General features: G+C 66.7%; 25 protein-coding genes. 13 read left to right on the top strand and 12 right to left on the bottom strand.

Going from position 1 to position 23957, the window contains the following annotated elements; all coding sequences use genetic code 11:
* Window positions 1–84 precede the first annotated feature (84 nt).
* On the bottom strand, window positions 85–1368 hold the full coding sequence (locus tag BLR03_RS00395) for an SAM-dependent methyltransferase (RefSeq protein ID WP_091248043.1): 1284 nt from the start codon (window positions 1366–1368) through the stop codon (window positions 85–87).
* Between the two features lie 190 nt (window positions 1369–1558).
* On the opposite strand from BLR03_RS00395, the gene BLR03_RS00400 reads away from it, so the two are divergent.
* A complete protein-coding gene (locus BLR03_RS00400; protein WP_091248046.1) occupies window positions 1559–1906 on the top strand; it encodes a hypothetical protein in 348 nt (115 codons plus the stop codon).
* Between the two features lie 146 nt (window positions 1907–2052).
* Window positions 2053–2418: a hypothetical protein gene (locus BLR03_RS00405; RefSeq protein WP_139184444.1), complete on the top strand. Its 366-nt coding sequence runs from the start codon at window positions 2053–2055 to the stop codon at window positions 2416–2418.
* On the opposite strand, the gene BLR03_RS24275 is transcribed toward BLR03_RS00405, so the two are convergent.
* Complete coding sequence (locus BLR03_RS24275) at window positions 2408–2545, bottom strand: hypothetical protein (RefSeq protein WP_175460352.1); 138 nt, start codon at window positions 2543–2545, stop codon at window positions 2408–2410. The two genes, BLR03_RS00405 and BLR03_RS24275, sit on opposite strands and share 11 nt — an antisense overlap.
* A gap of 113 nt (window positions 2546–2658) precedes the next feature.
* Window positions 2659–3681 (bottom strand): non-homologous end-joining DNA ligase, encoded by a 1023-nt coding sequence (ligD, locus tag BLR03_RS00410; protein ID WP_091248050.1) that lies wholly within the window; start codon window positions 3679–3681, stop codon window positions 2659–2661.
* A 59-nt stretch (window positions 3682–3740) separates the two neighbouring features.
* Between ligD and BLR03_RS00415 the strand changes: the two genes are divergently transcribed.
* Window positions 3741–4442 (top strand): alpha/beta hydrolase family protein, encoded by a 702-nt coding sequence (locus tag BLR03_RS00415; RefSeq protein ID WP_091248051.1) that lies wholly within the window; start codon window positions 3741–3743, stop codon window positions 4440–4442.
* On the opposite strand, the gene BLR03_RS00420 is transcribed toward BLR03_RS00415, so the two are convergent.
* The 4 genes from BLR03_RS00420 to BLR03_RS00435 form a co-directional block, all read right to left on the bottom strand.
* Complete coding sequence (locus BLR03_RS00420) at window positions 4439–5662, bottom strand: macrolide family glycosyltransferase (protein WP_217639724.1); 1224 nt, start codon at window positions 5660–5662, stop codon at window positions 4439–4441. The two genes, BLR03_RS00415 and BLR03_RS00420, sit on opposite strands and share 4 nt — an antisense overlap.
* A 202-nt stretch (window positions 5663–5864) precedes the next feature.
* Window positions 5865–8516: an ATP-dependent helicase HrpB gene (hrpB, locus tag BLR03_RS00425; RefSeq protein ID WP_091248057.1), complete on the bottom strand. Its 2652-nt coding sequence runs from the start codon at window positions 8514–8516 to the stop codon at window positions 5865–5867.
* Between the two features lie 108 nt (window positions 8517–8624).
* Window positions 8625–9350, bottom strand: a complete 726-nt coding sequence (locus BLR03_RS00430; RefSeq protein WP_091248059.1) for an anti-sigma factor family protein — start codon at window positions 9348–9350, stop codon at window positions 8625–8627.
* Window positions 9347–9853 (bottom strand): sigma-70 family RNA polymerase sigma factor, encoded by a 507-nt coding sequence (locus BLR03_RS00435; RefSeq protein WP_091248065.1) that lies wholly within the window; start codon window positions 9851–9853, stop codon window positions 9347–9349. Before BLR03_RS00435 ends, BLR03_RS00430 begins: the two co-directional genes overlap by 4 nt.
* Before the next feature lie 533 nt (window positions 9854–10386).
* Here BLR03_RS00435 and BLR03_RS00445 point away from each other — a divergent pair.
* Together BLR03_RS00445 and BLR03_RS00450 are read left to right on the top strand one after the other, a co-directional pair.
* The gene (locus tag BLR03_RS00445; RefSeq protein WP_139184446.1) at window positions 10387–11064 is read left to right on the top strand and encodes a hypothetical protein; all 678 of its coding nucleotides are present in this window, start codon (window positions 10387–10389) and stop codon (window positions 11062–11064) included.
* Window positions 11065–11195: 131 nt separating this feature from the next.
* Entirely contained in the window at window positions 11196–11462 is a 267-nt protein-coding gene (locus BLR03_RS00450) for a hypothetical protein (protein WP_091248069.1), read from the top strand.
* 59 nt (window positions 11463–11521) lie between these two features.
* On the opposite strand, the gene BLR03_RS00455 is transcribed toward BLR03_RS00450, so the two are convergent.
* Entirely contained in the window at window positions 11522–11854 is a 333-nt protein-coding gene (locus BLR03_RS00455; protein WP_091248071.1) for a YegP family protein, read from the bottom strand.
* Between the two features lie 840 nt (window positions 11855–12694).
* Here BLR03_RS00455 and BLR03_RS00460 point away from each other — a divergent pair.
* Complete coding sequence (locus tag BLR03_RS00460; protein WP_139184447.1) at window positions 12695–13063, top strand: beta-xylosidase family glycoside hydrolase; 369 nt, start codon at window positions 12695–12697, stop codon at window positions 13061–13063.
* Between the two features lie 76 nt (window positions 13064–13139).
* Window positions 13140–13436: a hypothetical protein gene (locus BLR03_RS00465; protein ID WP_091248077.1), complete on the top strand. Its 297-nt coding sequence runs from the start codon at window positions 13140–13142 to the stop codon at window positions 13434–13436.
* A 45-nt stretch (window positions 13437–13481) separates the two neighbouring features.
* Here BLR03_RS00465 and BLR03_RS00470 read toward each other — a convergent pair whose 3' ends face one another.
* The 3 genes from BLR03_RS00470 to BLR03_RS00480 form a co-directional block, all read right to left on the bottom strand.
* The gene (locus BLR03_RS00470; protein WP_091248079.1) at window positions 13482–13946 is read right to left on the bottom strand and encodes a universal stress protein; all 465 of its coding nucleotides are present in this window, start codon (window positions 13944–13946) and stop codon (window positions 13482–13484) included.
* A gap of 55 nt (window positions 13947–14001) precedes the next feature.
* A complete protein-coding gene (locus tag BLR03_RS00475) occupies window positions 14002–14388 on the bottom strand; it encodes an SHOCT domain-containing protein (RefSeq protein ID WP_091248082.1) in 387 nt (128 codons plus the stop codon).
* A gap of 197 nt (window positions 14389–14585) precedes the next feature.
* The gene (locus BLR03_RS00480) at window positions 14586–17222 is read right to left on the bottom strand and encodes a helix-turn-helix transcriptional regulator (protein ID WP_091248085.1); all 2637 of its coding nucleotides are present in this window, start codon (window positions 17220–17222) and stop codon (window positions 14586–14588) included.
* A gap of 152 nt (window positions 17223–17374) precedes the next feature.
* Here BLR03_RS00480 and BLR03_RS00485 point away from each other — a divergent pair, with 152 nt between their 5' ends.
* Window positions 17375–17935, top strand: coding sequence for a potassium channel family protein (locus BLR03_RS00485; protein WP_091248087.1), 561 nt, complete (start codon window positions 17375–17377; stop codon window positions 17933–17935).
* Window positions 17936–18260: 325 nt separating this feature from the next.
* On the top strand, window positions 18261–19820 hold the full coding sequence (locus BLR03_RS00490) for a hypothetical protein (protein WP_175460353.1): 1560 nt from the start codon (window positions 18261–18263) through the stop codon (window positions 19818–19820).
* 111 nt (window positions 19821–19931) lie between these two features.
* On the opposite strand, the gene BLR03_RS00495 is transcribed toward BLR03_RS00490, so the two are convergent.
* On the bottom strand, window positions 19932–20762 hold the full coding sequence (locus BLR03_RS00495; protein WP_091248089.1) for a class II glutamine amidotransferase: 831 nt from the start codon (window positions 20760–20762) through the stop codon (window positions 19932–19934).
* 295 nt (window positions 20763–21057) lie between these two features.
* On the opposite strand from BLR03_RS00495, the gene BLR03_RS00500 reads away from it, so the two are divergent.
* The 4 genes from BLR03_RS00500 (at window position 21058) to BLR03_RS00515 (ending at window position 23942) form a co-directional block, all read left to right on the top strand.
* Window positions 21058–21489, top strand: a complete 432-nt coding sequence (locus tag BLR03_RS00500) for a hypothetical protein (protein ID WP_175460354.1) — start codon at window positions 21058–21060, stop codon at window positions 21487–21489.
* Window positions 21490–21584: 95 nt separating this feature from the next.
* Window positions 21585–21971, top strand: coding sequence for an SHOCT domain-containing protein (locus BLR03_RS00505; RefSeq protein ID WP_091248091.1), 387 nt, complete (start codon window positions 21585–21587; stop codon window positions 21969–21971).
* A 105-nt stretch (window positions 21972–22076) separates the two neighbouring features.
* Window positions 22077–23237, top strand: a complete 1161-nt coding sequence (locus BLR03_RS00510; RefSeq protein ID WP_091248093.1) for an AI-2E family transporter — start codon at window positions 22077–22079, stop codon at window positions 23235–23237.
* 39 nt (window positions 23238–23276) lie between these two features.
* Window positions 23277–23942: a GAP family protein gene (locus BLR03_RS00515; protein WP_091248095.1), complete on the top strand. Its 666-nt coding sequence runs from the start codon at window positions 23277–23279 to the stop codon at window positions 23940–23942.
* Window positions 23943–23957: the final 15 nt, after the last annotated feature.

Below are 23957 nucleotides of genomic sequence, written 5' to 3' on the forward strand. Positions count from 1 at the left end.
GGGACGCCGCCGCGTCCCGGCCGTGGCCGGGCTGTGGCCAGGCGTCGTCGCTGCGCCGCCTCGTGAGTTCGCCGCGACGTGGCCTCAGATCCACGCCGTGCGGCGCAACGGCGGTTCCTCGCCGCCCGGGCGCTGGACCAGGACCTGGTTCACGCCCGTGATGCCCGCCTCGAAGCCGAGGGCACTCGCGGCCATGTACAGCCGCCACACCCGCGCGCGTCCCACGCCTGCGAGACGGACTGCCTCATCCCAGTGCTCCTCGAGGTTCCGCACCCAGGCCCGGAGCGTCAGGGCGTAGTGCCGCCGCAGGGCCTCGACGTCCAGGACTTCCAGGCCCGCGGTTTCAAGTGCCGCGACCATGTCGGTGAGGCTGAGCATCTCGCCGTCCGGGAAGACATAGCGGGGAATGAAGGAGTCGGGGTCCGGCGCGGTCGCTCCGGCGTTCCAGGAGATCGCGTGGTTGAGCAGTCTGCCTCCCGGACGGAGCAGATCCTGCAGCCGGGAAGCGTAGTGCCCGATCTGCTCGCGTCCTACGTGCTCCGACATGCCGATGGAGCTGATCGCGTCGTACGGACCGTCGTCGACGTCGCGGTAGTCCTGGACACGGATGTCCACCCGGTCAGTCAGGCCGGCGTCCGCCGCCCGTTTGCGGGCCAGGGCTGCCTGTTCGACCGAGAGCGTCACCCCGACGACGTCGACTCCATAGCGTTGCGCCGCGTGCAGCGCGAAGCTGCCCCAGCCGCACCCCACATCCAGCACTCGCATGCCGGGCTTGAGACCCAACTTGCGGCAGACCAGGTCGAGTTTGGCGGCCTGGGCTGCGTCGAGCCCGGTCTCCTCCGATTCCCAGACCGCACAGGAGTAGGCCATGGACGGGCCCAGGACGAGGGCGTAGAAGTCGTTCCCGACGTCGTAATGGTGGGAGATGGCCGCGGCGTCACGGCCCTTGGAATGACGCCGGCCGTGCCGGCCCACGCGGGCTTCCTCCGGGGGCGGCGCCGGGTTCGGTCCCAGTGCGCCGAGCCGGACGGCAGTCCTGAGCAGCGCGTAAACTTCGCGGGGAGTCGGCGGCCGGAACGGTCCTGGCTCGGCAAATTTCCCGGCCGAACTGAGGGCCGCGAAGGCTGCGAAGATATCACCGGGTGCGTCGATTTCGCCGGCCACGTAGGCGCGGCTGAGTCCGAGCTGCCCGGGTGACCAGAGCATCCGGCGCAGTGCCCGCCGGGAGCGGAAGACAACGAGCGGAGCGTCCTCCGGGCCCGCCTCCGTGCCGTCCCAGGCCCGCAGCCTTAGGGGAATCCCGTCGGTGCCAAGGACGATTGCCAGTGCGTCGGCCAGCCGTGATGCCGCAGTGGTGGATTTTGTCATGTCCAGTGCCTCGATTCCGGTGCCTCGTTGTCCACGGTTGGGCAGTGCCCCCGCCTGCTCCAATCTAAGGGCAAGCCACGGCCCGGAACCAGAGTTAGGGAACCATTACTTCCCGCCGCATTGCGTCCCGCCTCAGGTGGCGGGGCCGCGGCTCTGGCGCTCCAACCGGTCGTTGCCTATCGTGTGTCCTATGTCTGAGTCTTTTTCGTCCCTCGTGGACGCGTTCAAGAATGTGGGAGTGTCCAGGGCGTACGGCCCCGCCGTGACTGTCGCCGGGGAAGAGCTCATCCCCGTCGCAGTGGTGTCGTTCGGCTTCGGCGGTGGCAGCGCCCCGGAAGACGGCCAACCCGGGAGCGGCGGCAGTGGCGGAGGCGGTGGGGGTTTTGTGCTCCCGCTGGGCGTTTATGCCAAGGGTCCCTCCGGCCGCATGATGTTCCGGCCCAACACCGTGGTGGCGCTCGTAGCGCTGGCTCCGCTGGTGTGCGCCGTCGGCGTTTCGATCCGTGGCATTCTTCGGACTGTCCGCTCCCGCGGTTAGCGCCGTGGCCTGACGGGCGCTTCTCCCGGCGGCCAGCCCAAGGATTCCCCAAGCAGGGCAAGGCATCGTGTGCTTTGTGGCGGCCCGGGTCTCGGGTAGCTCCATGAACGTGCCTGTGTACGTGCGTCGGATGGAAATGGTCGGCGATGAAGCATCTCAGAACGGCGTGTGCGGCATCCATGGGCGGGGTGCTTCTACTGGCAGGCTGCGCCGCCCCTGCGGCCGCACCGGGACCAACGACCACAGTCACGGCTACTCCCCCGCCGACGGTGGTGATCTTCGATCCCCAGACCAGCGGCAAGATCCTGGCGGAGAGGATCAAGGCCCGCGCCAAGCCCAAGGATCCCGGGGTGACGATCTCTGCGGTGGAATGCAGGAACTTCCCGGACATCAAGGTGAACACGCATACGGACTGCCAGATGGTGGTCAACGGGGTCAAGCGCGGGTACCGGGCCACATTTACCGAGCATGACGGTCACTACGAGATCAAGGCGCAGGACCTCACGTGGTAGGCGGCATGGAGTAGGACATGGCGGGGTCCTGGTCGTCGTCGGACTCGACCCATGCCGCGAAATCCTTCAGCGACATGAAGCAGTAGTAGTCGCAATACCGCAGGTTCTTCTTCTCCGACTTGCTCATGCCGGTAATTCGCTACGGCGGCCGGACCGGATGGGATGGCGGCGGCGGCGGCCCCGATTCCGGAGTCAACGCGGTCGCGCTGAGAGAAACCAATCCATAGAACCGCCCCCACGTCAGCCCTTAGTACGCGCCCGGCTGGGCTGCACCCGTGGCGGCTCCCCGGGCATCTTCGGAAAGTCCGGCGGGAACGGCAGTTCGCCCAGCCCTGCCGCGAGGTCACGCTCCCACCACTCCAGGAGGAGGTCGACGGCGCCCGCGCTCGAATGCATGTCGGCCCACGGATCACCGGCAATCTTGAGCCGTTCCGGCACGGTAGCGATGGTGAGGGTTTTCGGGTCAACGCCGTCGAGCTCCTCCCAGCGGATCGGACATGACACCGTCGCCTGCGGGAGGGCCCGCGGACTATAAGCTCCAGCCATGGTGCGGTCGCGGTTGGCCTGGTTGAAGTCCACGAAGATGCGGGCGCCGCGTTCTTCCTTCCACCACGCGGTGGTGACCTGCTCCGGCATGCGCCGCTCAAGTTCGCGCGCTGCCCCGATAACAGCATGGCGCACGTCCAGGAACTCCCGGGTGGGTTCGATCGGGGCAAAGACGTGGATCCCCCGGCTTCCCGAGGTCTTGATAAACGCGTCAAGTCCGGCCTCGGCCAGCACGCGCCGCAGCTCCTGTGCGACCGGCACAGCCTCGGCGAACCCGGTACCGGGCTGCGGGTCGAGATCGATCCGGAGCTCGTCCGGATTGTCCGGATTGTCCGCCCGGGAGGCCCAGGGGTGGAACACGACCGTATTCATCTGCACCGCCCATACAGCGGCGGCGACTTCGTCGATGACCAGTTGGGGATGCGAACGCCCGCTGGGATAGACGACGTCGACCGAACGGACAAAGTCCGGGGCGCCTTTGGGCGGGTTCTTGGAGAAGAACTGTTCGCCGTCCACCGTGTCCTTGAACCGTTGGAGCGTCACCGGCCGGCCGCCGTTAGCCGCCAGGAACGCATCCCCGACGTCGACCAGGTAGCGGGCCAGGTCCAGTTTGGTGAGTCCCGGCCCGGGCCAGAGCACCCTGCCCGGGCTCGACACCCTCATCTCCCGGTCGCCGTGCGGACCGCTGACAGTAAGGTGGGCTTCTTCCCTGGCCATGGGGACAACGTACCCCCGTGACGTGGGCAATTGAAGAGCGAACCCGGCATGATGGACGCATGAGCACCCCAGAGTCCCCGATTACCATCGACGTCGGCGATGCCGCCGTCTCGGGCGTCTTCGCAGACCCCGACGGCGCTTTCGCAACCCTCGTTGTTGCCCACGGTGCCGGGGCGGGAATGGACCACCCTTTCCTGGTGGGCTTCACCCGTGCCTTGAACCCACTGGGCGTCGCCACCCTGCGGTTCAACTTCCCCTACCGCGAGGCCGGCAAGAAGTTCCCGGACCGGCCGCCGACGGCAATCGCGGCCTGGCGGGCGGCCATGGACGCCGCCGCGTCCCGCTCCGGCGACAGGCCGCTGTGGGCCGCCGGAAAGTCGTTCGGCGGCCGGATGGCCTCCATGGCGGTGGCGGAAGGCATGCCCGCGGCGGGTTTGGTGTATTTGGGCTATCCGCTGCACCCGCCCGGGAAGCCGGAGAAAATCCGCGACGAGCACCTGTACGGGCTGACTCTGCCTATGCTTTTCCTGCAGGGGACGCGCGACACGTTCGCCACCCCGGAACTGCTGGAGGCCGTGGCAGCGAGGCTCGGCCCGTCCGCCACCGTGCAGTGGTGCGAGGGTGGCGATCACTCGTTTGCCGTTGCCGGGGCGAAGCGCAGCGCCGACGAGGCGGGGGCGTCGCTGGCGGCTGCGGTGGCTGGGTTCCTCAAGACGCACGGCACGGTGCACGGCGGTAATCCCGTGCTCCCGCTGCCCTAACCGACGGTCCCGAACCGGCCCGCTCCGTGCCGCACGTGCGCTTCGATGGCGTCGGCGGCGGCCGCGGCACCTCCCGCGCTGCGGACGATTTCGCTCATGGCGGCCAGGTTCCGCCGGATCTGCGCATCGGCATGGAGCGCGTCGACCCCGTCGCGGAGCGCCTCCCGCGTGACGTCCTCCGCCGCCAGTCGCCGGCCCAGACCCAGTTCTTCAAGCCGGCGGGCGGTGGCTGCCTGTTCCGGTTGCTGCGGCACGGCCAGCATGGGGACGGCAAAGTACAGCGCCTCCATGGTCGAATTCATGCCGGCGTGGGTGATGAAGACCTCAGCCTCGCGGAGCACCTGCACTTGCGGGAAGAACGGCCGGATCCGGACGTTGGGCGGAACGGTCCCGAGCTCGGCCGGGCTGGTCTGTTCCCCGATGGCCATGGCGACGTCCCAGTCGGTGCCGCCGAAGGCGTCCACGCACATCCGGAAGAAGTCGGGCCGGCGGTTCAGCGGGGTGGTCCCCAGCGAAATGAACAGCAACGGACCGGTTCCCTCGCGGACCCAGTCGCCGTCATTGTCCCGGTCGCCGATGCTGGGTCCGACAAACCGGAATCGATCATCGAAGGTCTCGCCCATGGGCTGGAACTCGCGGGGCAGGAACACGATGTTGAACGGCGCTGGCGGACCGTCGAACATCCGCGGCGTCCGCACGCCCTGCTCGGCCGCGAACTCCGCCACCAGCCGGCCCATGGCCATCGCCACTTTCGCCATCTCATCGGCGCCTCCCGGGGGCGGCGCCGGCATCAGCGATCGCAGCGAGAAGTGCTCGTTCGTGGCGTAAGTGGGCATGAGGGCAATGGCCGGGGCCCCGATCTTTTCTGCCGCCATGCTGCCGCTGAGCGTCATCGCGTCGAAGCAGACGGCGTCCGGCGGGTCCTGCCTGAGGCGGTCCACCAGGGCGGGGAAGCTGGACCGGAGGTCCTCGAACACACGGTTCATGATGGGCAGCATCAGGTGTGCCTGCGCGCGCTGCCCGGGCCCCAGTGCAGGAAAGGATGCCAGCCAGCTGCCGCCGGAAGCGTGGAAGTCCGCGCCGGCGTTGCGGATCCGCTGTTCGAAGTCGGGCGACGTGAAGTACGTGACCCGGTGCCCTCGGCGGACAAGCTCCGCCACCAGCGGCAGGGTCGGGTTCACGTGTCCGTGGGCGGGAATGGAGACGAACGCGAAATGCATGGCCATCACTCTTCATCGCTTGCCGGGATCACTTTATTGACCACTTGAGCGGCGTCCCGCGTGCCTGGCAGTCCGCCGGCGTCGTCCTCCTTCATCATGCCCCTGTTGCCCCCTGCCGCGCGAGTGCCGGGCGGGGCCAGGGGCCGCGGGGTGAGGGGCCGCGGCGCGCCGCCGGGTCCCGGCTCCTGTGTCAGCCCAGGCGTCAGTTTCGGGGCTTGGTCCGCGCTGTCGCGGGCGCCGTCCACGGGTCTTCGGGCCAGGGATGCTTGGGATAGCGGCCGCGCATTTCCGCCCGGACCTGGGCGTAGGGTCCGTTCCAGAACGATGCGAGGTCGTCCGTCACGGCCAGTGGCCGCCGGGCCGGGGAGAGCAAATGGAACAGCACCGGCACGCGCCCGTATGCCAGCCGTGGCGTCTCAGCCCAGCCAAAGCACTCCTGCAGCTTGACGGCGACGACAGGCCGGCCCGTGGTGTCGCCCGCGTCCGGGTAGTCGATCCGGATCCGGGATCCGCTGGGGACCGCCAGGGACTCCGGCACCAGTTCACCCAGCCGGGCCGCCTCGGGCCACGGCAGCAGCCTGCTCAGCGGTCCGGCGAGGTCGATCCCGCCGGTGGATGCCCCGCCGGCCAAAGCCTGGAGTTCCGGGGCCAGCCACTCGTCCAGCCGGGCCAGCAGCGCCGGTTCGGAAACGTCCGGCCAGCGCCCGCCCAGCTCCCGGTGGAGGAGGGCAAGACGGCGGCGCAGCGCCTCTGCCGCCGTCGACCATCCGATGGTCGCCAGCCCCTCGCTTGCCAGGGCACGGGCCACGGCCGCGCGGCCTTCCGCCGCAGAAGCCCGGATCGGCGTGGATGAGAGCATGATCGCGCCCAGACGGCGTTCCCGGCGGGCCGAGACCCTGCCCTGGCTAAAGCGCGCCTCCACCGTTTCGCTCACGAGGTGGCGGGCGGCGGCCTCCGCGGTGTCCGCCGTCAGCGGCGCCGCAGAGCGGATGACGGCGCCGGTGCCGGCGGCATCCCGCCCCTGTGCGCGCGATACTTCGGCCACGCCCAGCCACTCATGCCCGGACAGTGGGCTGCCGGCCGGCAACCCGGCCCGGGTTCCGGACGTGAGCAGGTAGCGCTCCGGCCCGTCGCCCGGAACGCGGCGCGCCACACGGTCCGGGAAAGCCAGCGCGACGACGAAGCCGATCGCCTCCGCGGCGCCCACCGTCACGGCAGGCCCGACGCCGGATGCCTCCTGGTGCGCGATCCCCTCCATCCGCCGGACGTCCTCCGCCCAGCGCCGGGAGCCGGGGTCCCTTCCGGACCGCAGCGCGGCCACAAGCCGCGTGAGGTCTGCGCCCGGGGCGCGCTGGTCCCCCGAGACCAGGGCCACGGCCTCGGCCGCGGTACGGTGGCCCACCGTCGCGGCGCCGTCCAGCAGGGCACGGGCCAGCCGGGGGTCCGTGGGGACCCGGGCCAGGAGCTTGCCCAGCTCGGTTGCGTGGCCGTCCGGCGTCACGGCGCCGAGTTCCCACAGTACTTCAACGGCCTCGTCCATCGCCGCCCGGGGCGGCGCGTCCGGCAGGGCCAGTCCAAGGCCGCCCGGGGCTCCCCAACATGCCAGGAGCAGGGCGGCACCGGTCAGGTCTGCTGCCGCAATCTCCGGAGTCTGGTGGGACGGTGCGGCGCCAAAGGCTTTCTGGTCGTAACAACGGATCACGGTGCCCGGTCCCTGACGTGCGGCACGGCCGGCGCGCTGTTCCGCGGACGCCCGGGAGCAGGACACCGTCACGAGGCCGGACATCCCGCGGCTGGAATCACGCCGGGGCTCGCGCGACAGCCCGGAGTCGATGACCAGCCGGACGCCCGGGACCGTGAGAGAGGACTCGGCGAGTGCCGTGGAAACGATGATCCGGGCGGTCCCGCCGGGCTCGCGGCCGGAGACGGCCCGGTCCTGCTCCGCCGGGGCGGCCTGGCCGTGGAGTTCCAGGACCTCGGTACGGCCCCGGCCCCTCAGCCGGGCAGCAATGTAGGAGACCTCCCACGCGCCCGGGACGAACACCAAGGCATCAATGTCCCGTCCGGCAGCCAGCGCGGCGGCGTGCCCCGCCGCTGCCGCGTCGGCCACGTGGTCCAGGAAAGCCCGGGTCACGCCCCGTTCGTCCAGCCGCGGCGCCGCCGCGGGGGCCCATTGGACGTCGAGAGGGAACAACGCGGAGGGGCAGTCCACCACCGGGGCCGGACCGCCGTCGTCGTTTCCCGTCTCCGCGTCACCGATCAGTGCCGCGAAACGGGGCGCGTCAAGGGTCGCCGACATGGCGACGAGCGTGAGGTCGCCGCGCAATTGGCGGACTTCAGCGAGCATGCCGACGAGGAGGTCCGTCTCCAGCCCGCGTTCGTGGACCTCGTCGAGGATCACGGCATCGATGCCCTCAAGCCCGGCGTCAGCGAGGAGGCGGCGCAGCAGAATGCCCGGGGTGACGAACTCGATGACCGTTCCGGGACCGGTCTGGCGTTCGCCGCGGACGGTGTAGCCCACACGGTCACCGAGCCGTGTGCCGTCGAGGGAGGCCAGGCGCCGTGCGGCCGAACGGACGGCGACGCGGCGCGGCTGGGTGACGACAATCCTAGGACGCCCGCCCCGGCCGCTTTTCCCGTCGGCCGCGATGTTGGCGAGCAGCGGCGGGACCAGCGTCGTCTTGCCCGTGCCTGGAGGGGCCTGCACCACGGCGGAGGCCCCTCCACGCCCGCCGTGGAGCGCCGTGGCGAGATCCGCCAGCGATTCGGCAAAGGTCAGGCCCGCCCCGATGACGCCGAGGTCAAAGAGGCCGGTGGAGCGGGCCGGGTCCAGTGGCGGGGTCGCGGAAGTCACGCCTCCATTGTCTCCGCTATTCAGCCCCGCCCGCGCCGGCTGATCCTCCCGCCACCTGCATCCGCGTGCGGGAGTCCTTTCCGTCATCCGGCCCGTCCTGCCCCGGAGTCACAAGCTCGCGCTGAGGAGTGGCAGCCCGCTGGGGACGGCGCGGATTTCGACGCGGCGGATGTCGGCGACCCGGACAGCGGTGGTAGCCGTCGGCGTGGCCGGCATCCCTGGCGTTGCCGTCCAGGTGGCCACCTGCGTGATGACGCCCCTGGCGTCGACAACCACCAAGCCATACTCTTCCCGGGCGCGGGGACCGACGGGTCCCGCCTGCGAGGCGACGTCCGCCGGGGAAGGCGTGTACGTGCACTCCCAGTCGATCCGCGTTCCCCACGGCTGTCCCGTGAGGGTTCCCTTCGCAACGAGCGTGCTCTCGGCTACGGGGGTGAAGTTGAGGGCTGTTGCCGATGCCGCCTGCGTTTGCACTGCCGGCGGCGCCGGGGTGGTAACCGCCACGGTGACCACCCCCGACGCGGCAGCCGCGCCCAGCACCAGTCCGGCAACGGCAAGTCGCGCGCGCCGGCGCCCTTGCTGCGTCCTTTTCGCCAGCGCGGGGAGGAACCCCTGAGCCGGCTTTTCGCTGTCGGTCTGCCCGAGGGCTTGTGCCTCTTCGGGTGACAGAGCGGCCAGAAGCGAGGGCAGTCCGGCGAGTTCGGCCACGGCGGCCCGGCATCCGGCGCAACCGGACAGGTGTTCCTCGAACTCATGACGCTCCGAGGGCACCAAGGATCCCAGCACATACGCGGCATCCCAGCTACGGTACTCATCAGTGCCACTGTGGTTCATTGAGTCACGCCTCCCTCCTGCAGCGCCAGCCGCAACGCCTTTAAGGCATAATGCAACCGCGATTTCACGGTTCCCTCCGCCAGTTGGAGGCTTTGCGCGATTTCGGCTGTTGTCTCGCGTCGGTAGTAGGAGTGGATGATGACGGCCCGGTGCTCGGCGGACAGCCCGGCCAGGGCATCCGCCACGAGCCATCCATCCAGGATCCTGTCGACCCTGTCCGCTTCTGGAACGTCCGGAAGTTGATCGGTTCGGGTTTCGTGGCGTCTGCGGGCGCTGCGCCGGTCATCGATGACTAGATTGCGGGCAACCGTGTAGAGCCACGCCCGCACCGCCGCCTCCGGGCGTTGCAGGATCGCCGGGTGTTGCCAGGCGCGGATCAGCGTCTCCTGCACGACGTCGTCGGCCAGCGTGCTGTCGCTGGTCATTCGCATGACGAATCGCCACAGCGCCGGGCCGTACGCCTCGTGCAGCGAACGCAGCAGCTCGGCCTCCTGATCGGACATTTCGGCCTCCTGGCATGTACTACGACGCCGGAGCGCTTACGGTTCACCCGGTCCCGTTTTTGCCTGAATACCCGGGCCGCGTTGAACCCCCGGGCCGTCGGGCCCGTTCTAGGGACAGCCCGGCTGAACACGGCCGGCCTTCCCCCAGGAGTGCACCATGAACTTTTCCCGCCCGGCGTATGCCGCCGCTGCGCTGGGCATGACCCTGTTGCTCGGCGCCTGCTTCGCCGGACACACGGCATCGCCGGCACCCGCCCCCGCTCCCGCCACGGTCACGCCAGTGCCTGCGACGGGGAGTGCACCACCACTGCCCAGGGACCCTGCAAGCGTTGATCCCGCTCCACCTCAGGCCGTTGCACCGGCCGCCCCGGCCCCGGTGGTCCCCCCGCCAGTGGTCCCGCCGCCAGCCCCAGTACTCCCGGCCCCGGCGGTCCGGCCGCCCGCAACCGTGCCGCGACGCGTCGTTCCGCCAGCGGTCCCGGCCCCGCGGCCCATGGTTCCGCCGCCCGCCCGGACACCCGGCGGGAACGACCATGATGCCGATAACAACGGAGGACCGGACGACGGTGACGGCAATAGGTAGCACCAAGGATCCGCTTCGCCCCCGCCGCCCATGGATGCGGTTCCTTGCCGGGCTGCTGGGGGCGACGGCGGTGATGGCCGCCAGCGGTTGCAGTTCCCCGCCTGGCAACGGGATGCCGGCTGCATCTCCGTCCGGCACAACGCCGTTCGCCTGGTTCCGCGCCGGACCGGCACCGGCAGGGTGGCAGTCCCTGGAACTCCCGGACACAACCGCAGTCCTGTCCATCCCACCCGATGCAACACCGACGCCGGGCGACCCCGGCAGCGTATCGGCGACGGTCACCGGGCCTAGCGGTGAGCTCAGGATCTATCTCAACGCCACGCCACAACAGGGCGAAGAGTCACAGTCCAACTGGCCCGAGTTTCGCCTTGCCCATCTCACAGGCGAGAACGCCGCTTCCGCGGACCGGGTCTCGTACCGTCCCGGAATGCCGTTCCGGGGCGGCATCGGGTCATGCGTGGAGGACACGTATGTCACACGTGTTGGCGGGCACAGGTACCGGGAAATAGCATGCCTCGTTGCAGGATCCCGGGGAAGCAGTGTTGTGGTGGCTGCTGCACCCGCTGCTTCCTGGGACCTCTACAGCCCCGTGCTGGAGCAAGCTGTGAACGCCTATGTCATCGAGTAGGCACGTATCCGCCTGGGTGCGCCCCCTTGCAACGGACAGGCGCCCTCAAGGGACGATGGGCGGCACCTGGTTGGATTAGGCAGCGCGAACACGCGAGACTGGAACATCTCGAACGCGAAAGTGGGCACCACATGATCAATCTCAAGCAGGACGCTGAGGGCTTCATCCGCATGAACCGGCATTTCCCCGAAACGGCGCTCATCAGCATCACGTTCAATGACGGCTCCGAGCAGGCCTACTCCGGGCGCCGGCTCAACGGCATCTATGACGAAGCCCTGGCCGTCTACCGCGCCCAGAACCACTTGGACGCCAAGGGATACTCGCGCGCACCGAAGAGGACAGTGCGCCCCGCGAACAAGATCGAGTTTGTTCCGGTCCACGCCGGAATGGCCCCGTAGCGGCAGACTCCTGCGCTCACGCAGTCCGCCGGGGCCCCCGGCTGTTCCGGGCGTCCGCGTCAGACGACGCCGATCGCGCCCCCGTGAGCCGGACGTCGGAGGGCTCTGGCCCGGATACGGAGGTCGTTGTCGTGCACCCGCCGGTCCACACCCGGCACCGTGGTGGAGGCCGGCCTGGGCCGCGGTGCTGCCGGAACGTCGGGCGCCCCGGACGGGCACAAGTCACTGATCAGCCCCATGCCGGCGTATTCCCGCACGGCGGTGATGCCGGCGACGGCGGCGGGCTTGTCCACAAAGGCCGTGGAGACGGCGAGCACTGCCCCGTCCGGGCCTCTGAGCCGGAACCTAAAGCAGGCATCGACGTCAACAAATAGTTCAAATGTGCCTGCCATGATGATCCTCCCGATTGGCGGGCTCCCCTTCCGGACATCGTTGCCACAGGGCGGATGGGAAAGCTTCGCTGCTGCCCGCTGGTTTGGTCTTTCTGGCTGAACAGGTACCGTCAGCCCGTGTTAAAAGTCTCGCTGCAGCCTTGGAACGCTCACAAGGTCGGGTACGTAAATCCTAGGTAAACAGGAGCCAACCGCGCCGCGCGGCCTCCGGCGCAGGGCCGGCAGAATGCCCCTAGAGTGGCGGCCATTGGTCACGGCAGTAGGCCACACAGGTGGCCACCTGCGATGCTGGCGGGATCACCCGGTCCCGGGACGGGACGACGGCGTCATTCCCTCCTGACGGCTCCGTCAGCGCTGCGCGGCCCGCGTCGCCGGAAAACCCGGCCATGGCTAGATCGTTGGACAACGTACCCCCCGGTTTCTTGGCTGGAGGCGCACCGGCTCGCATTACGGACCGCCATGCGCCTCACGCCACCCTATCGGCGGGGACAGACCCTGAAACAGGGACTTATGACCGTATCCGGGAACCCCGCCGACGCTTAGGCCACAGGACCGGACAGCCTCAGCCGGACACAAAACCGCCTTAAATCCGGCGTCGAACCATCCCAAATCACTCCCCGGAGGTCCACCGTGCGGCGGACGACATCGGAAGTGTTTCATCCATTGGAATTGGATGTCGTTCCATCAGGGAATCCGAGGCACTGTTGTGGACAGACCGCGGTCCACTGACAGGAAAGAAGGAAGCGATGTCCCTCAGTGTTGAGGAAATGAACAAACAGCAGCCGGCGGCCAATGTGCTGCCGGGCCTCTGCGGAGGCGATGGTGAGACTCGTGCTCAGAGTGGACGATTCCCACTGGTATGCCGTCGAGGCCGGTCAGCGCCATATACGCGCGGTGGCGCGGATCGGACCAGTGCATCATGAGATGGGAATCGCGGCATGGGATCCGTCCGCGGGTTCCCTGCAGCTGGAGATTTCCTGCACCGACGCGCCTGGTGCCGGGCAACCGGGAAAGAACACCGGTCCCGATGAAGTCTCCCTCGGCTTCCGGCAGGGTGGACAGTCGAGCACACTTGCCCGGCTGGATGGCCGGTACTTGTCCAGCGAGGTCGCCGGAGGTTTCACCGGGCGTGTGATCGGAATATCGGTCACTGGAGGCAGTGCCGTCTTCAAACGGTTCGACTACACCGCGAGACGTCCGATGCTTTGAAGGATCCCTTGACATGCCTGGTGGCGAAGTCTACGACTGGCCTTATCGAGTCCCACCCACCAGCCTAGGAGTAGCTATGGAAACCTCACCCTACGGAGTCGTGCACTTTTTCCCGGGAGGCACCAAGGAGCAGTACGAGGCGTCGATTGCCGCCGTCCACCCCGGGGCGGGGCTCCTGCCGGACGGTCAGATCTTCCACGCCGGCGGCTCGTCCGCGGGCGGCTGGACAATCATGGCAGTCCATGAATCGAAGGAGAGCTGGGAGAAATTCAGGGACACGATCCTCATGCCCCGGATGCAGGCGGGCATTGAGGGCGGCTTCGCCTCGCCGCCCGAAGAGACTGTCGTCGACCTCTACAAGGTCATGCCCTAGCATCAAGCAGCGCGGGGCACCCCCGGCGCGGCCTTTCCTCGCCGGTCAACGGGCCTGTGCAGCGGCTTTCGGACGAACGACCAGGACCGTGCACGGGCAGTGGTTCGCCACCTGGGAGGAGACCGAACCGATGTGCAGGCCCGCGAAACCACCGTGGCCGCGGGCGCCAATCACCACAAGATCGGCTTCCTGCGCCGCCGCCAGTATCGCCGACGCGGCGGAGTCGTTCTGGACGGTCCGCGTCACCACGTTTACGGCGTCCGCGGCCTGCGCGGCCGCCGCGCTGATCGCCTCAGCCTGCTGCTGCGGAGATTCCTCGGCCACGATTTCCCCTGCCGCTGTTTCCAGCAGTGCCGGGTACCAAGACATCGGTGCTTTATTCCAGACCGTCACTACGCGCAGTTCCGCATCACGGAACCGGCACTCTTCAATGGCCCATTCCAGGGCGGCGTGCGATTGTTTCGAGCCGTCAAACCCGACCACAATCACAAAGGGGTCCACATTTGTCATGATTCCAGACTTTCACCGCCGGTTAACGGCGCCTAGAGCCCTCTGACCCGTCTCGTCAGAGAACTACTTTCCTCTTGATCTGCTCGAATTCGGCGGCAGTGATGGTTCCGGCATCAAGGAGAACTTTCGCCTTGGCGATTTCGTCGGACGGACTCGCCGCAGCCGCCTGCCGGATGTACTCATTGGCCTCCGCCTGGTCTTTGCGGGCCCGTTCCAAGGACCGCAGGGCCATCCCCTCACCGCGCGCCGCCAAATACACCAGCAGGGACAGGAACGGGAAGAAGATCAAAAAGAAAATCCAGACCGCTTTCCACCAGCCGCTCAACTTCTGGTCCCGGAAAATATCGCCGATCACCGCAAATAGCGCGAACAGGTAGGCAAAAAAGACCAAAGCAGTGAAGAACCACCAGAAAATGTCCCAAAAGTGTTCCCAGAAACTCATGCGGCTTCCCTACCTTCCCTATGGATGGCTTCCAGTGACGGCGGACTATTCAGTGACGTCAGCCCGATACGCGAACTGCGCTCCAGCTTCGGCCCGACATTTTCTGACAGCTACAACAAGTGTCAAACCCTCACCCAACCCGCAGCCTCATCCAGCCCGGGTGAAATTCCTGACGACCGGACCGCCGGCCCTGGGATTCAGACGATGCCGCGCTTGGCGGCCGTCTTCAACGCATCACGCCGGCTTCCGGCCCCGAGTTTGCGGTAGATGGACCGTTCGTGGGTCTTGACCGTGTTGACCGAAATGTACAGCGCCTCGGCAATTTCAGCGGCGGTCATGATGGAACGCATATAGGCAAGAACTTCGCGTTCGCGCTCGGTCAGGTTCCAGTACGACTGTGTCCGAAGGCGCGTCTCGCCCTGTGCGTCGCGTGCCATCAGCGCTGCAATGAAGGACTCATGGGCCGTACCCCAGACAGCGTGTTGCACGAGCAGATCGGCGAGTTCCTCCCGCCGCTCAGCGAAGGGCCGCAGGACTGATTCGGGCTCTGCCCGGCGGACTGCATGTTCAAGCCGCTCGTGTGCGGCCGCGGTATCACCCGTCCTGTGGGCCAGGAGCGCCTCGGTCAAGCTCAGGCGCGTGTCGATGTATGCGTTCCCACGGCGATTCGACAATGACTCTGCACAGTTTTGGGCTGCGGTGAATTCCGTTCCGCGACGCAGCAATTCCGCCAGCAACGTGTCAGCCAATGCCCCGTGCCCTCCGGCGCCCAGGGGTTGAACCATTTCCAATGCACCGGCGAGGTCGCCCTTGGATTCGGCAACCTTCGCCACGGCGACGGAGTACAGGGCGTTCCACGACACGGCGTATAGTCCACGGCTGTGAAAGGACTCCAGCGCCGCGCTGGAGTCGGCAAGTCGCGTCAGATCGCCGGTGGCACACTCAACCAGAACCCGATAGATGGCACCGAGCCGTCCGGACGGGTGGAGCTCGCTGCCCAGTCGCTGGGCTTTCACAAGACAAGTCCGCGCAGCTTTCAGCTCATCATTCCAATAGCACGCGATGCCGCGTGCCAGCCACGCCGGCGCTATCCGTTCGTGCGAACTCCAGCCCAGAGCGTCTGCCCGCCCTAGTGCCGTCGTCGCTAGTTTCTCGGCGCTCATCAGGTCGCCGGCTGCTGCGAACGCCAACGCGAGGTCCGTCTGGGCCCCGATTTCTATCGCGTCGAGCTGCTCCGCGCTGCCGGCGCCTCCGGCCGATTGGAGCAATGCGATAGCGAATTCGCCGCTGCGGTGCAGCCGGAACTCGGCCTGGGCCAGTAAGAAGAGTCCCGTCGGGCCGGCGGCCGAACGTCCACCGTCCGAAATGTCTTTGGCCGGCCGGCCACCATCCGCCAGCGTGGCGCGCAAATCCGGTCGTCCGCCGTCGGGCAACGGCTCGAAAAGGGCACGGCAACTGTCCAGCCGCCGTCGGCGAATTGCATCCAGGACGTAGGTCCTGGACAGTGCCCGTTCGGCGAGCTCAGAGGCGGCGGTGGCGTCGCCGGATAGGGCACGGCAGACCGATCTGATCATCAGGATTTCGGGATCCTCGCTCCACGGAGTCGGGAGGTCACGGCATAGCCGTTCGAGGGTTTGGGCGTCATTTCCCAGCACGAAGTCGAGCCAATGCGCGCCGAGCGACATGACCGCCTGCCGGGGTGCTCGCCCTTGCAGCGCCTGGGCCACGCACTCGACGACGTCGGCATCCTGGTAGTGCCGCGCCGCCACGCGGTGCAGGCGCTCGGCAAGGAGGGGGTCCCGCCGCTCCAGTAGTCGGCGGCACTGCGCCGCGAAGAGGGCGTGCCAGCGGTACGCCGATTCGCCGCCGGGGTAATCATGCTCCTCGATGAAGAGACCGTTGCGGAGGCATTCTTCAAGCAGAACGCCGCCATGGGGACGGCCGTAGAGTTCGACGGCGAGGCGTCGGTCCAACCAGTCGCACGTGGTGGCCCTCAGGATGAATTCAGCCAGGGGCGCTTCAAGCTGGTCGAGGATCTCTTCCGCGACATAATCGGCGAGGGGTATGTGCGTGGGCGTGGCGGCCGGCGGGCTGAGCGCCACATTGCGGGACTGCGCCAAAGAGACAAGGCTGGCGTGGACGGCGACCGGCCAGCCGGCAGTCGCTTTCCAGAGCGATCCGGCGTCAAACGGCGCATCTTGTCCGAGGGAACACGCAAACTGGGCAACTTCCTCCCGTGTGAAGGCGAGTTCGGCGGCGCGCAGCTCACCGAGGCCCTCTCCATAACGGAACCTTTCCAGCTGGATGGCGGTATGGCCCCGCCCTGAGAGGACCAGCCGCAATGAGGGCGGTGCCGACGCGGCAAGAACCCCGACAATTCCGTTCGCCAGCCCCGGGCCGGCCAAGTGGACGTCGTCGATCACCAGGACGATCGGCTCAGTGAGGTGCTCGAGAGCTCCGAGGAGAAGATCGTAGGAGGCGGTCCGGTCATGGGCCTGGCCCAGGTCAAGAGCCAGCAGGGCATCGTTGCCAGGCAACGGCATCTTGCCGGCCGCCGATTGAATCGCTCCGACGACGCCGTGAAACAGGCGTGCGGGCTGGGTATCGAACCGGTCGAGCGACAGCCAGGCGCACGGCAGACCGCATTTGCGGACCCAGTCGCCCAGGAACGTCGACTTGCCATAGCCGGCTGGGGCTGCGACGAGAGTCAGGCGGTGAGAATCGGCGGCCGCGGACAACGCGTTTTCCAGACGTGGACGCTCCAACGCTCCGAGACCGCGCAGAGGCGGCCGGATCTTGAACTGCGGGCCAGGCACCCATCCCGCATTTTGCATGTCTCCCACGTTTCACATGCTAGGCGCGCCCAAATGGGCCCCAACAGGGCGCAAAGACCCCTTGTGGGTTTCCCCGGGGCGCGGCTTTAGACCGATCAACACCGCCCAAATGCGGCCCGGCACGTATTGTGCGGGCGGGGGTATCATCAGTCATGGCGTCGAAGCACGGCGGCCAGACGGACCCGGTTTTCCTCCACGACCTCGATAAGGCCAGTCGGAGGAAGGTCATTATTTTCGCGGTAGCGCGTCTGGTCGCATTTACGGTAGTGGTCCTCGCGCTCTACTTCGTTTTTCCTATCAGCGGCTTCAACGACGATAATCCCGCGGCCGCGTGGATTCGGCTGGCTGCCATCGTGGTGGTCTTTTTGGCGACGCTGATCCTCCAATTGCGGATGATCCTCACGGCGCATATCCCCCAGGTCCGGGCGGCCGTGGCAGTGGTCGAATCCGTTCTGATGTTCTTGTGCCTCTTCGCCTTGCTTTACACGTCCATGTCGACAACTGACCCTTTGTCCTTTAGCGAACCCCTCAACAGAACTGACGCCCTGTACTTCACCACTTCCACGTTTGCCACCGTCGGGTTCGGCGACATTACTCCGAAGACTGAACTGGCGCGGGCGGTGGTGTCGGTGCAAATGATTGCTGATCTGGGCGCTCTGCTATTAATCGCGAAAGTCGCCTTCTTCGCGGCCGGCCGGCGCCTGGGCCGCTGACTTAGTTTCGCCGGCGTCATCACCCGGAAGGGATGATGCCGGGTCGTTGGGCTGACATTCTGCGGGACAAACGCGCGGGATCTGATGCAGCCGGCGCCGTCGCGTTGTGGCTACGCCTGGTTCCGGTTCGCCGGTCACCATGACGATGTACCGACAGCCCGGCAACCAAAGGCGGCCAACCTTCGTGCGCAGTGACAGATCACCCCGTGTGGGTGGGGTTGGGCCAGCGCGCGGAGTGGACAATCAAAATTGTCACGAGTGCCCAACCGTGGCCGGCTGTGACAACGGGCCGGCGCGACGAGTTGATACAGAGGCGGAGCCCGTCATGTCCCTCCACGATCAGTCCCCGAGCCCCAGCAGCCCGGAACAGGAAGAAATACTGCGGCTCCGGGCGGAGGTCGCCCGGTTGCAGCGCGAGCGGGACGACGCCAGGGCTGCTCCCCCCAGGCCTTCCCGAACGCATCCTGGGCTGGCCCGACGGATCGTGGCTATAGTACTGGTGGTCCTGACTGCCGTGTTCGCCATCGGCGCGGTGCCGGCTCTCTACCTGCGCAGCGAAGTCCTTGACACCGATCACTATGTGGCCACCGTGGCACCGTTAGCCTCGGACCCCGCGATCCAGGCAGAGATCGCCGACAAGGTGACCCAACAGATCACCGACGCGGTGGACATCGAGGCCATCACCCGGGACGCCCTGAACGAACTCAGCAAGACGGCGCCGCGTGTGGCTGCGGTGGTCACCGGGCTGGCCCCGGTGATTGCGGAGCAGACCAAGAACCTCATCCATACCGCCGTCTCCAAGTTCGTGGCCACTCCGCAGTTTCAGGATCTTTGGATCCAGGTGAACCGGGTGGCGCATCAGAGTCTGGTGAACCTGGCCACGGGGAACACAGGCGGCACCGTCAGCATTGACCAGAGCGGGACGGTGACGATTTCCACCAAGGAGATCATTGCCCGCGTCAAGACACTCCTGGTCCAGCAGGGGGTCGGCATCGCCGAGCGGATACCGGAGGTTGACGCGCAGATCGCACTGTTCCAGTCGCCTGAACTGGTCCGGGCCACCACGGCGATCAGGACGCTGGATCAGACGGCCCCCATACTGGCGTGGCTGACGGTCATCAGCGCCGTAGGTGCAATAGCGGTGGCCCCGCGCGGCCGGAGGCGCAGCACTACCAGCGGCGTCGGTTTGGCCGTTGCAGTGGCCATGGCATTGCTGGCGCTGGGACTTGTTATCGGGCGGACCATCCTGCTGAACTCAATCCCGCCGGACACCGTCTCCCCGGCGGCGGCTCAAAGCCTGGTTGAGACACTCCTGGTGCCTCTGCGGACCAGTGTTCGTTTGGTCTTCGCCGTGGGGCTCCTGATTGCATTGGCAGCCTTCCTGACCGGCCACTCGCGGCCCGCGGAGTTTGTCCGGCACGGTCTGGCAACCGCGGGAGACTACATCAACGGGAAAGTCGGAGCCGGTCAGGTCAGGCCTTGGCAGCTCTGGCTGGCTCATTACCGGCGGATCCTGGACTCGGTCATCATCGGAATAGCGGTGCTGGTGCTGATCTTCTGGCAGGACCCGACGGCGGCTGTCGCCATCTGGACCGCGGTATTTGCCGTCCTGGCCGTTCTCCTGGTTGAGCTGCTGTGCCGCCCCGCAGTTGCTCCGGCCGCCGAAGCCGTTGTCGGAACGGGTGCCGGCTCCATCAGCTTCGGTGCCGGAGCCGCGCCCGCCCCCAAGCCCGTCAGCGAATCAGGCGCCGGACCCATTAGCTCCGGTGCCGAGCCCGCACCCGGACCCGGACCCGCCGGTGAAACGGTGACTGCGGGCGGTCCCCCGGAAAAGTTGAATCCCACCCTACCCATCCCCAGGAAGACTGACTCCCCCGAGGACTGACGTCTGGGGAGGGTGCGCGGCCAGAAGGTGCGCGTGAGTAGATTTCGGTCACAAGGTGCCCGGTCTGCCGGGCCAACCGCTTGCTGATCCGGGCGGAGGCAGGGAGCCGACTCAGACGGCGGCGGGCGAGAACGGGAGCAGGTCTTCCCCGCCGCCGTAGACCACGACGCACGTTGACTCCGGGACTTCCCGCCACGCTCCGACCAGGTCCCCCAAGGGCTCGGAGACCACCAAGCGCGTGTCGTCGGAGAGGGCGTGGAGCATGGGGTTGTCCGGGTACTGGGAGCGGAGCATCGAGACGTCGGTGCTGTGGAACAGCGACCGGGACCGGCCTTCGCTCGAGTAGCGGAACGCCCACGTGGTGTCGCCGTCGGTGGTTGCCACCGTCATCTGAATCGGGTGCTCTATGCCGTGGCGCCGGCCGACGTCTTCAATGAGCCCCACCGCGGCAGCGACGGCCGAAGGCGGGTCCTTCTCGAGGCCGAAGGTGAGCGCCAGGAAGAAGAACAGCTCGGAGTCCGTGGCTCCTTCGATCTGCGGAAAGAGCGGGGGCTCGACGGCCATGGCGAGGTCTCGCTTCACGGCCGGGAAGTTGGTGAGAAGCCCGTTGTGCATCCACAGCCAGCGGCCGTGGCGGAATGGGTGGCAGTTCGTCTGCTGGACTGCCGAGCCGGTGGAGGCGCGGATGTGCGCGAAGACGCGGCCTGCTGATGCCTGGGCGGACAGTTCGCGGAGATTGCGGTCGTGCCAGGCCGGCTCTGTGCTGTGGAACAATCCGGGATACGGTTCCGAGCCGTACCAGCCGACGCCGAAGCCGTCCCCGTTGGTGGTTTCAACGCCCATGCGTGCGTGTTTGCTCTGCATCACGAGCGAGTTGGCGGGTTTGTACAAAAGCTCCTCAAGCCTCACTGGTGACCCCGAATACGCTAGCCAACGGCACATGGCATCCTCCCTCTGGTGTGGACAGCAGTCCATCACGGGACCACGGCCGGCACATCATCACCCTGGGGTGATTCAGCGTCGCAGGCTCTGCCGCCACAAGCGGAGGGCTCTTTGCAACACGCCAGCCGGGACCTCCGTAGGTGGGGAAGTTCCGACGGCGCAGGCGGCCCCAGGATCACCCCCGGCGGGTGAGGCGCCCGAGTGGCCCGGAGCCAACACTGGTGATACCTGCCAGTGCTTGCGCTGCCAGGCGCGAGCCTATGGAGAGTGGAACCTACGGAGAGAGGGGCCTCCAATGTCGAGACCACAATCAGTCGCCGCGCGAATCATCGCCCTCGCGGCAGCCCTCGGCTTGCTCGCCGGCTGCAGCACCACCAGCCCCAGCTCTAGCCCGACGCCAACCGTTTCACCGGTGTGCGCTGCCTCCACGGCCTACTCCACAGCCCTGACGAATTTCAAGGACACGCTCAAGCGAGGCGCCACGCTGGACCAAATCCGGTCGGCGCGGGACGAGGTCGTGAAAACCTTCGACGATCTGGTCACGGCCGCCGGGGACGTCGCCAAAGACCGGGTGGATGCCGTAAAAGCTGCTGAAGACAAATTTACCTCCGCAGTGAAGGCCGTTCCGGACAGCGCCACCCTGAATCAGGCCGTGAACTCGCTCCGGGATGAAGCTGCCAACGTGCAGGCCGCCGTCAGCGACCTCACGAATGAGGTCAAATGCTAGGCCCGGCCGGCAGTGCTATCTGCGCTCACGTCTATATCCCCCACCCACGGCCGCGTTCCCGACAACGCCGCACCAATTGAAAGCAGGGAAGCCAAATGAACTTCTTCGAGAACTTTTGGAGTATCTTCTGGTGGTTGTTCTGCGTCTATGCCATCTTTGCTTTCCTGTGGGCGCTGTTTATGGTGATCGGCGACCTCTTCCGTGACCACGAATTGAGTGGCTGGTGGAAGGCCGTCTGGATCCTCTTCCTGGCGTTTGTACCTTTCCTGGCCCTGCTGGTGTACATGGTTGCGCGCGGCAAGGGAATGACGGAGCGGTCAATGGCACAGGCCCGCAAGAGCCAAGCGGAAACTGACGCCTATATCCGTCAAGCTGCCGCCGCGAGCCCGAGTGAGGAGATCGCCAAAGCCAAGGCACTCATGGACGCGGGAACCATCAGCGCAGCGGAGTTCGAGCGGATCAAGAGCAAAGTCGTCGCCTGACGGAGTTGGAGGATCCCTATCTGACGGGGAGCAAGCCACAATGAACTCACTACTCATCACGCCCCCTCGCCTACACTAGGCCCAGGCTGAACCAAGGAGGGCTCCATGGAGCCGGAACCATCGGAATCCAGTCCACGTCCAGCCCTCCCCCGCACCGTCACGATATTGCTCTTCCTGGCTGGCGCGACCGTGGTGGCGTTCGGCCTTGGCGCGATGAGGGGAATCGTCACCCCGGTATTTTTTGCGTTCGTGCTCACTTTGTGTGTTCATCCCATTCGCCGCTGGATGCAGGCTCGGGGAATTTCCCGGGGCATAGCCACGGGAACCACGATTGCCGCCGTCTTCGGGTTGCTGATCGCTTTCGCCACAATCCTCATTGCCTCCCTCGCCCAGTTCTCGGCGCTGCTGCCGCAATACGCTCCCCAGGTGTCCCAGCTGGGCGCTTCCATCGCCGCGACGCTGGAATCTGTAGGTTTCGGACCGGAACAAGCCCAAGAAGTGATGAACGGGTTCACTCCGGGCCGCATCATCGGGTTCCTCGGCGGCCTGCTGGGGAACATAGCAAGCCTGATGGGCAGCCTCGTGATCATCCTGACGATGCTCATTCTCATGGCGGTCGACGGCTCGCGCGTACCCGCGATCCTGACCCATTTGACCTACCATCGACCGGCAGTGGTCTCCTCCTTTATCGGTTTCGGAACCGGCGTGCGCCGCTATATGGTCGCCACCACGGTCCTCGGGATCGCCCAGGGCCTGTTCAACTGGCTGGTCCTGGTCATCCTGCAGGTCCCCGGAGCCCTGCTCTGGGGCTTGCTGTCTTTCATCTGCAGCTTCATCCCCAACATTGGCTACTTCATCGCGATCGTCCCGCCACTGTTCTTTGGATTCCTCACCGGTGGCTGGCCGACCGTTTGGGCCATCATCATCATCTACGGCGGGATCAACAGCGTTATCCAGTCCATTGTCCAGCCCAAGTACGTGGGCAACGCAGTGTCGCTCAGCGAGACCCTGACCTTTGTCTCAGTCCTTTTCTGGGCCGTGGTCCTGGGTCCTGTCGGCGCCATCCTCGCTGTCCCACTGACCCTCTTTGCCCGCGCCATCCTGCTCGATTCGGACCCGTCCATCTCATGGTGGCGGCCATTGACGGGCGACAAGAAAGACGTGGAACTGCTCCTTAAGCAAGAAGACGACGCGATCCGCGCCCGCCGCGGACGACCGCGTCCAGGCCGTCCGGACACCGACGCCGGCAACGCACCGAAGGCATGACGTGCCGTCAGGGTGTCCCCCGGGGCAGGTGACAGCCTCATGTTGAGCACCCTCACCAGTCTGGTGCTCTTCGCCATCGCGGGAGCGATGAGCACAGTGCCCATAAGCGTCACGATCATGATTCTGTTATCCCCAAATCCCCGCCGCGGAGCCCTGCCGTTCCTGATCGGCAGCCTCTCAGGATCAGTCGTGGTAGTGGGACTTTCAGCTGTCGGGCTACAACTATGGCCCGGCAGGCCCCGCCTGAATCAGGACGAATGGCTGGCCCAGGTTGGCTTTGTGATCGGTGCCATTCTGCTGGGCTACTCCGTATATCTCTTCGCGAGCAAGAGCAATCGGGACAACGCCATGCTGGGCAAAATGAAGTCGAGGTTCCACTCCGCCCGGGCCTGGGAATTCGTCGTCCTGGGCCTGGGCATGAACCTGCGGCCCAAGGCACTCCTGCTGGCCGTCGCGGCCGGCGCCCTGATCGGCGTGCGCGAGCTGCCTACCCTGCAGGGAAGCGTGCTCGTCCTCGCCTACGCCGTTGTGACCCAGTCAGCCGTCGTCGTTCCAGTCGTGGTATGGCTGCAGTCCCCGGAGCGTGCGCAAGTACCTCTCACCGCCCTCTACGATTGGCTGCAGCGCAACGGCCGCAGGATTGCAGCGATCGCAACGCTGGTTATTGGGCTGCTCATCGTCGGCTACAGCCTCACACTGCTCTGAACTCTGCTGCCGCCG

Source organism: Arthrobacter sp. ok909, from assembly GCF_900104405.1.
In the GTDB taxonomy this organism is placed as follows: Bacteria; Actinomycetota; Actinomycetes; order Actinomycetales; family Micrococcaceae; genus Arthrobacter; species Arthrobacter humicola.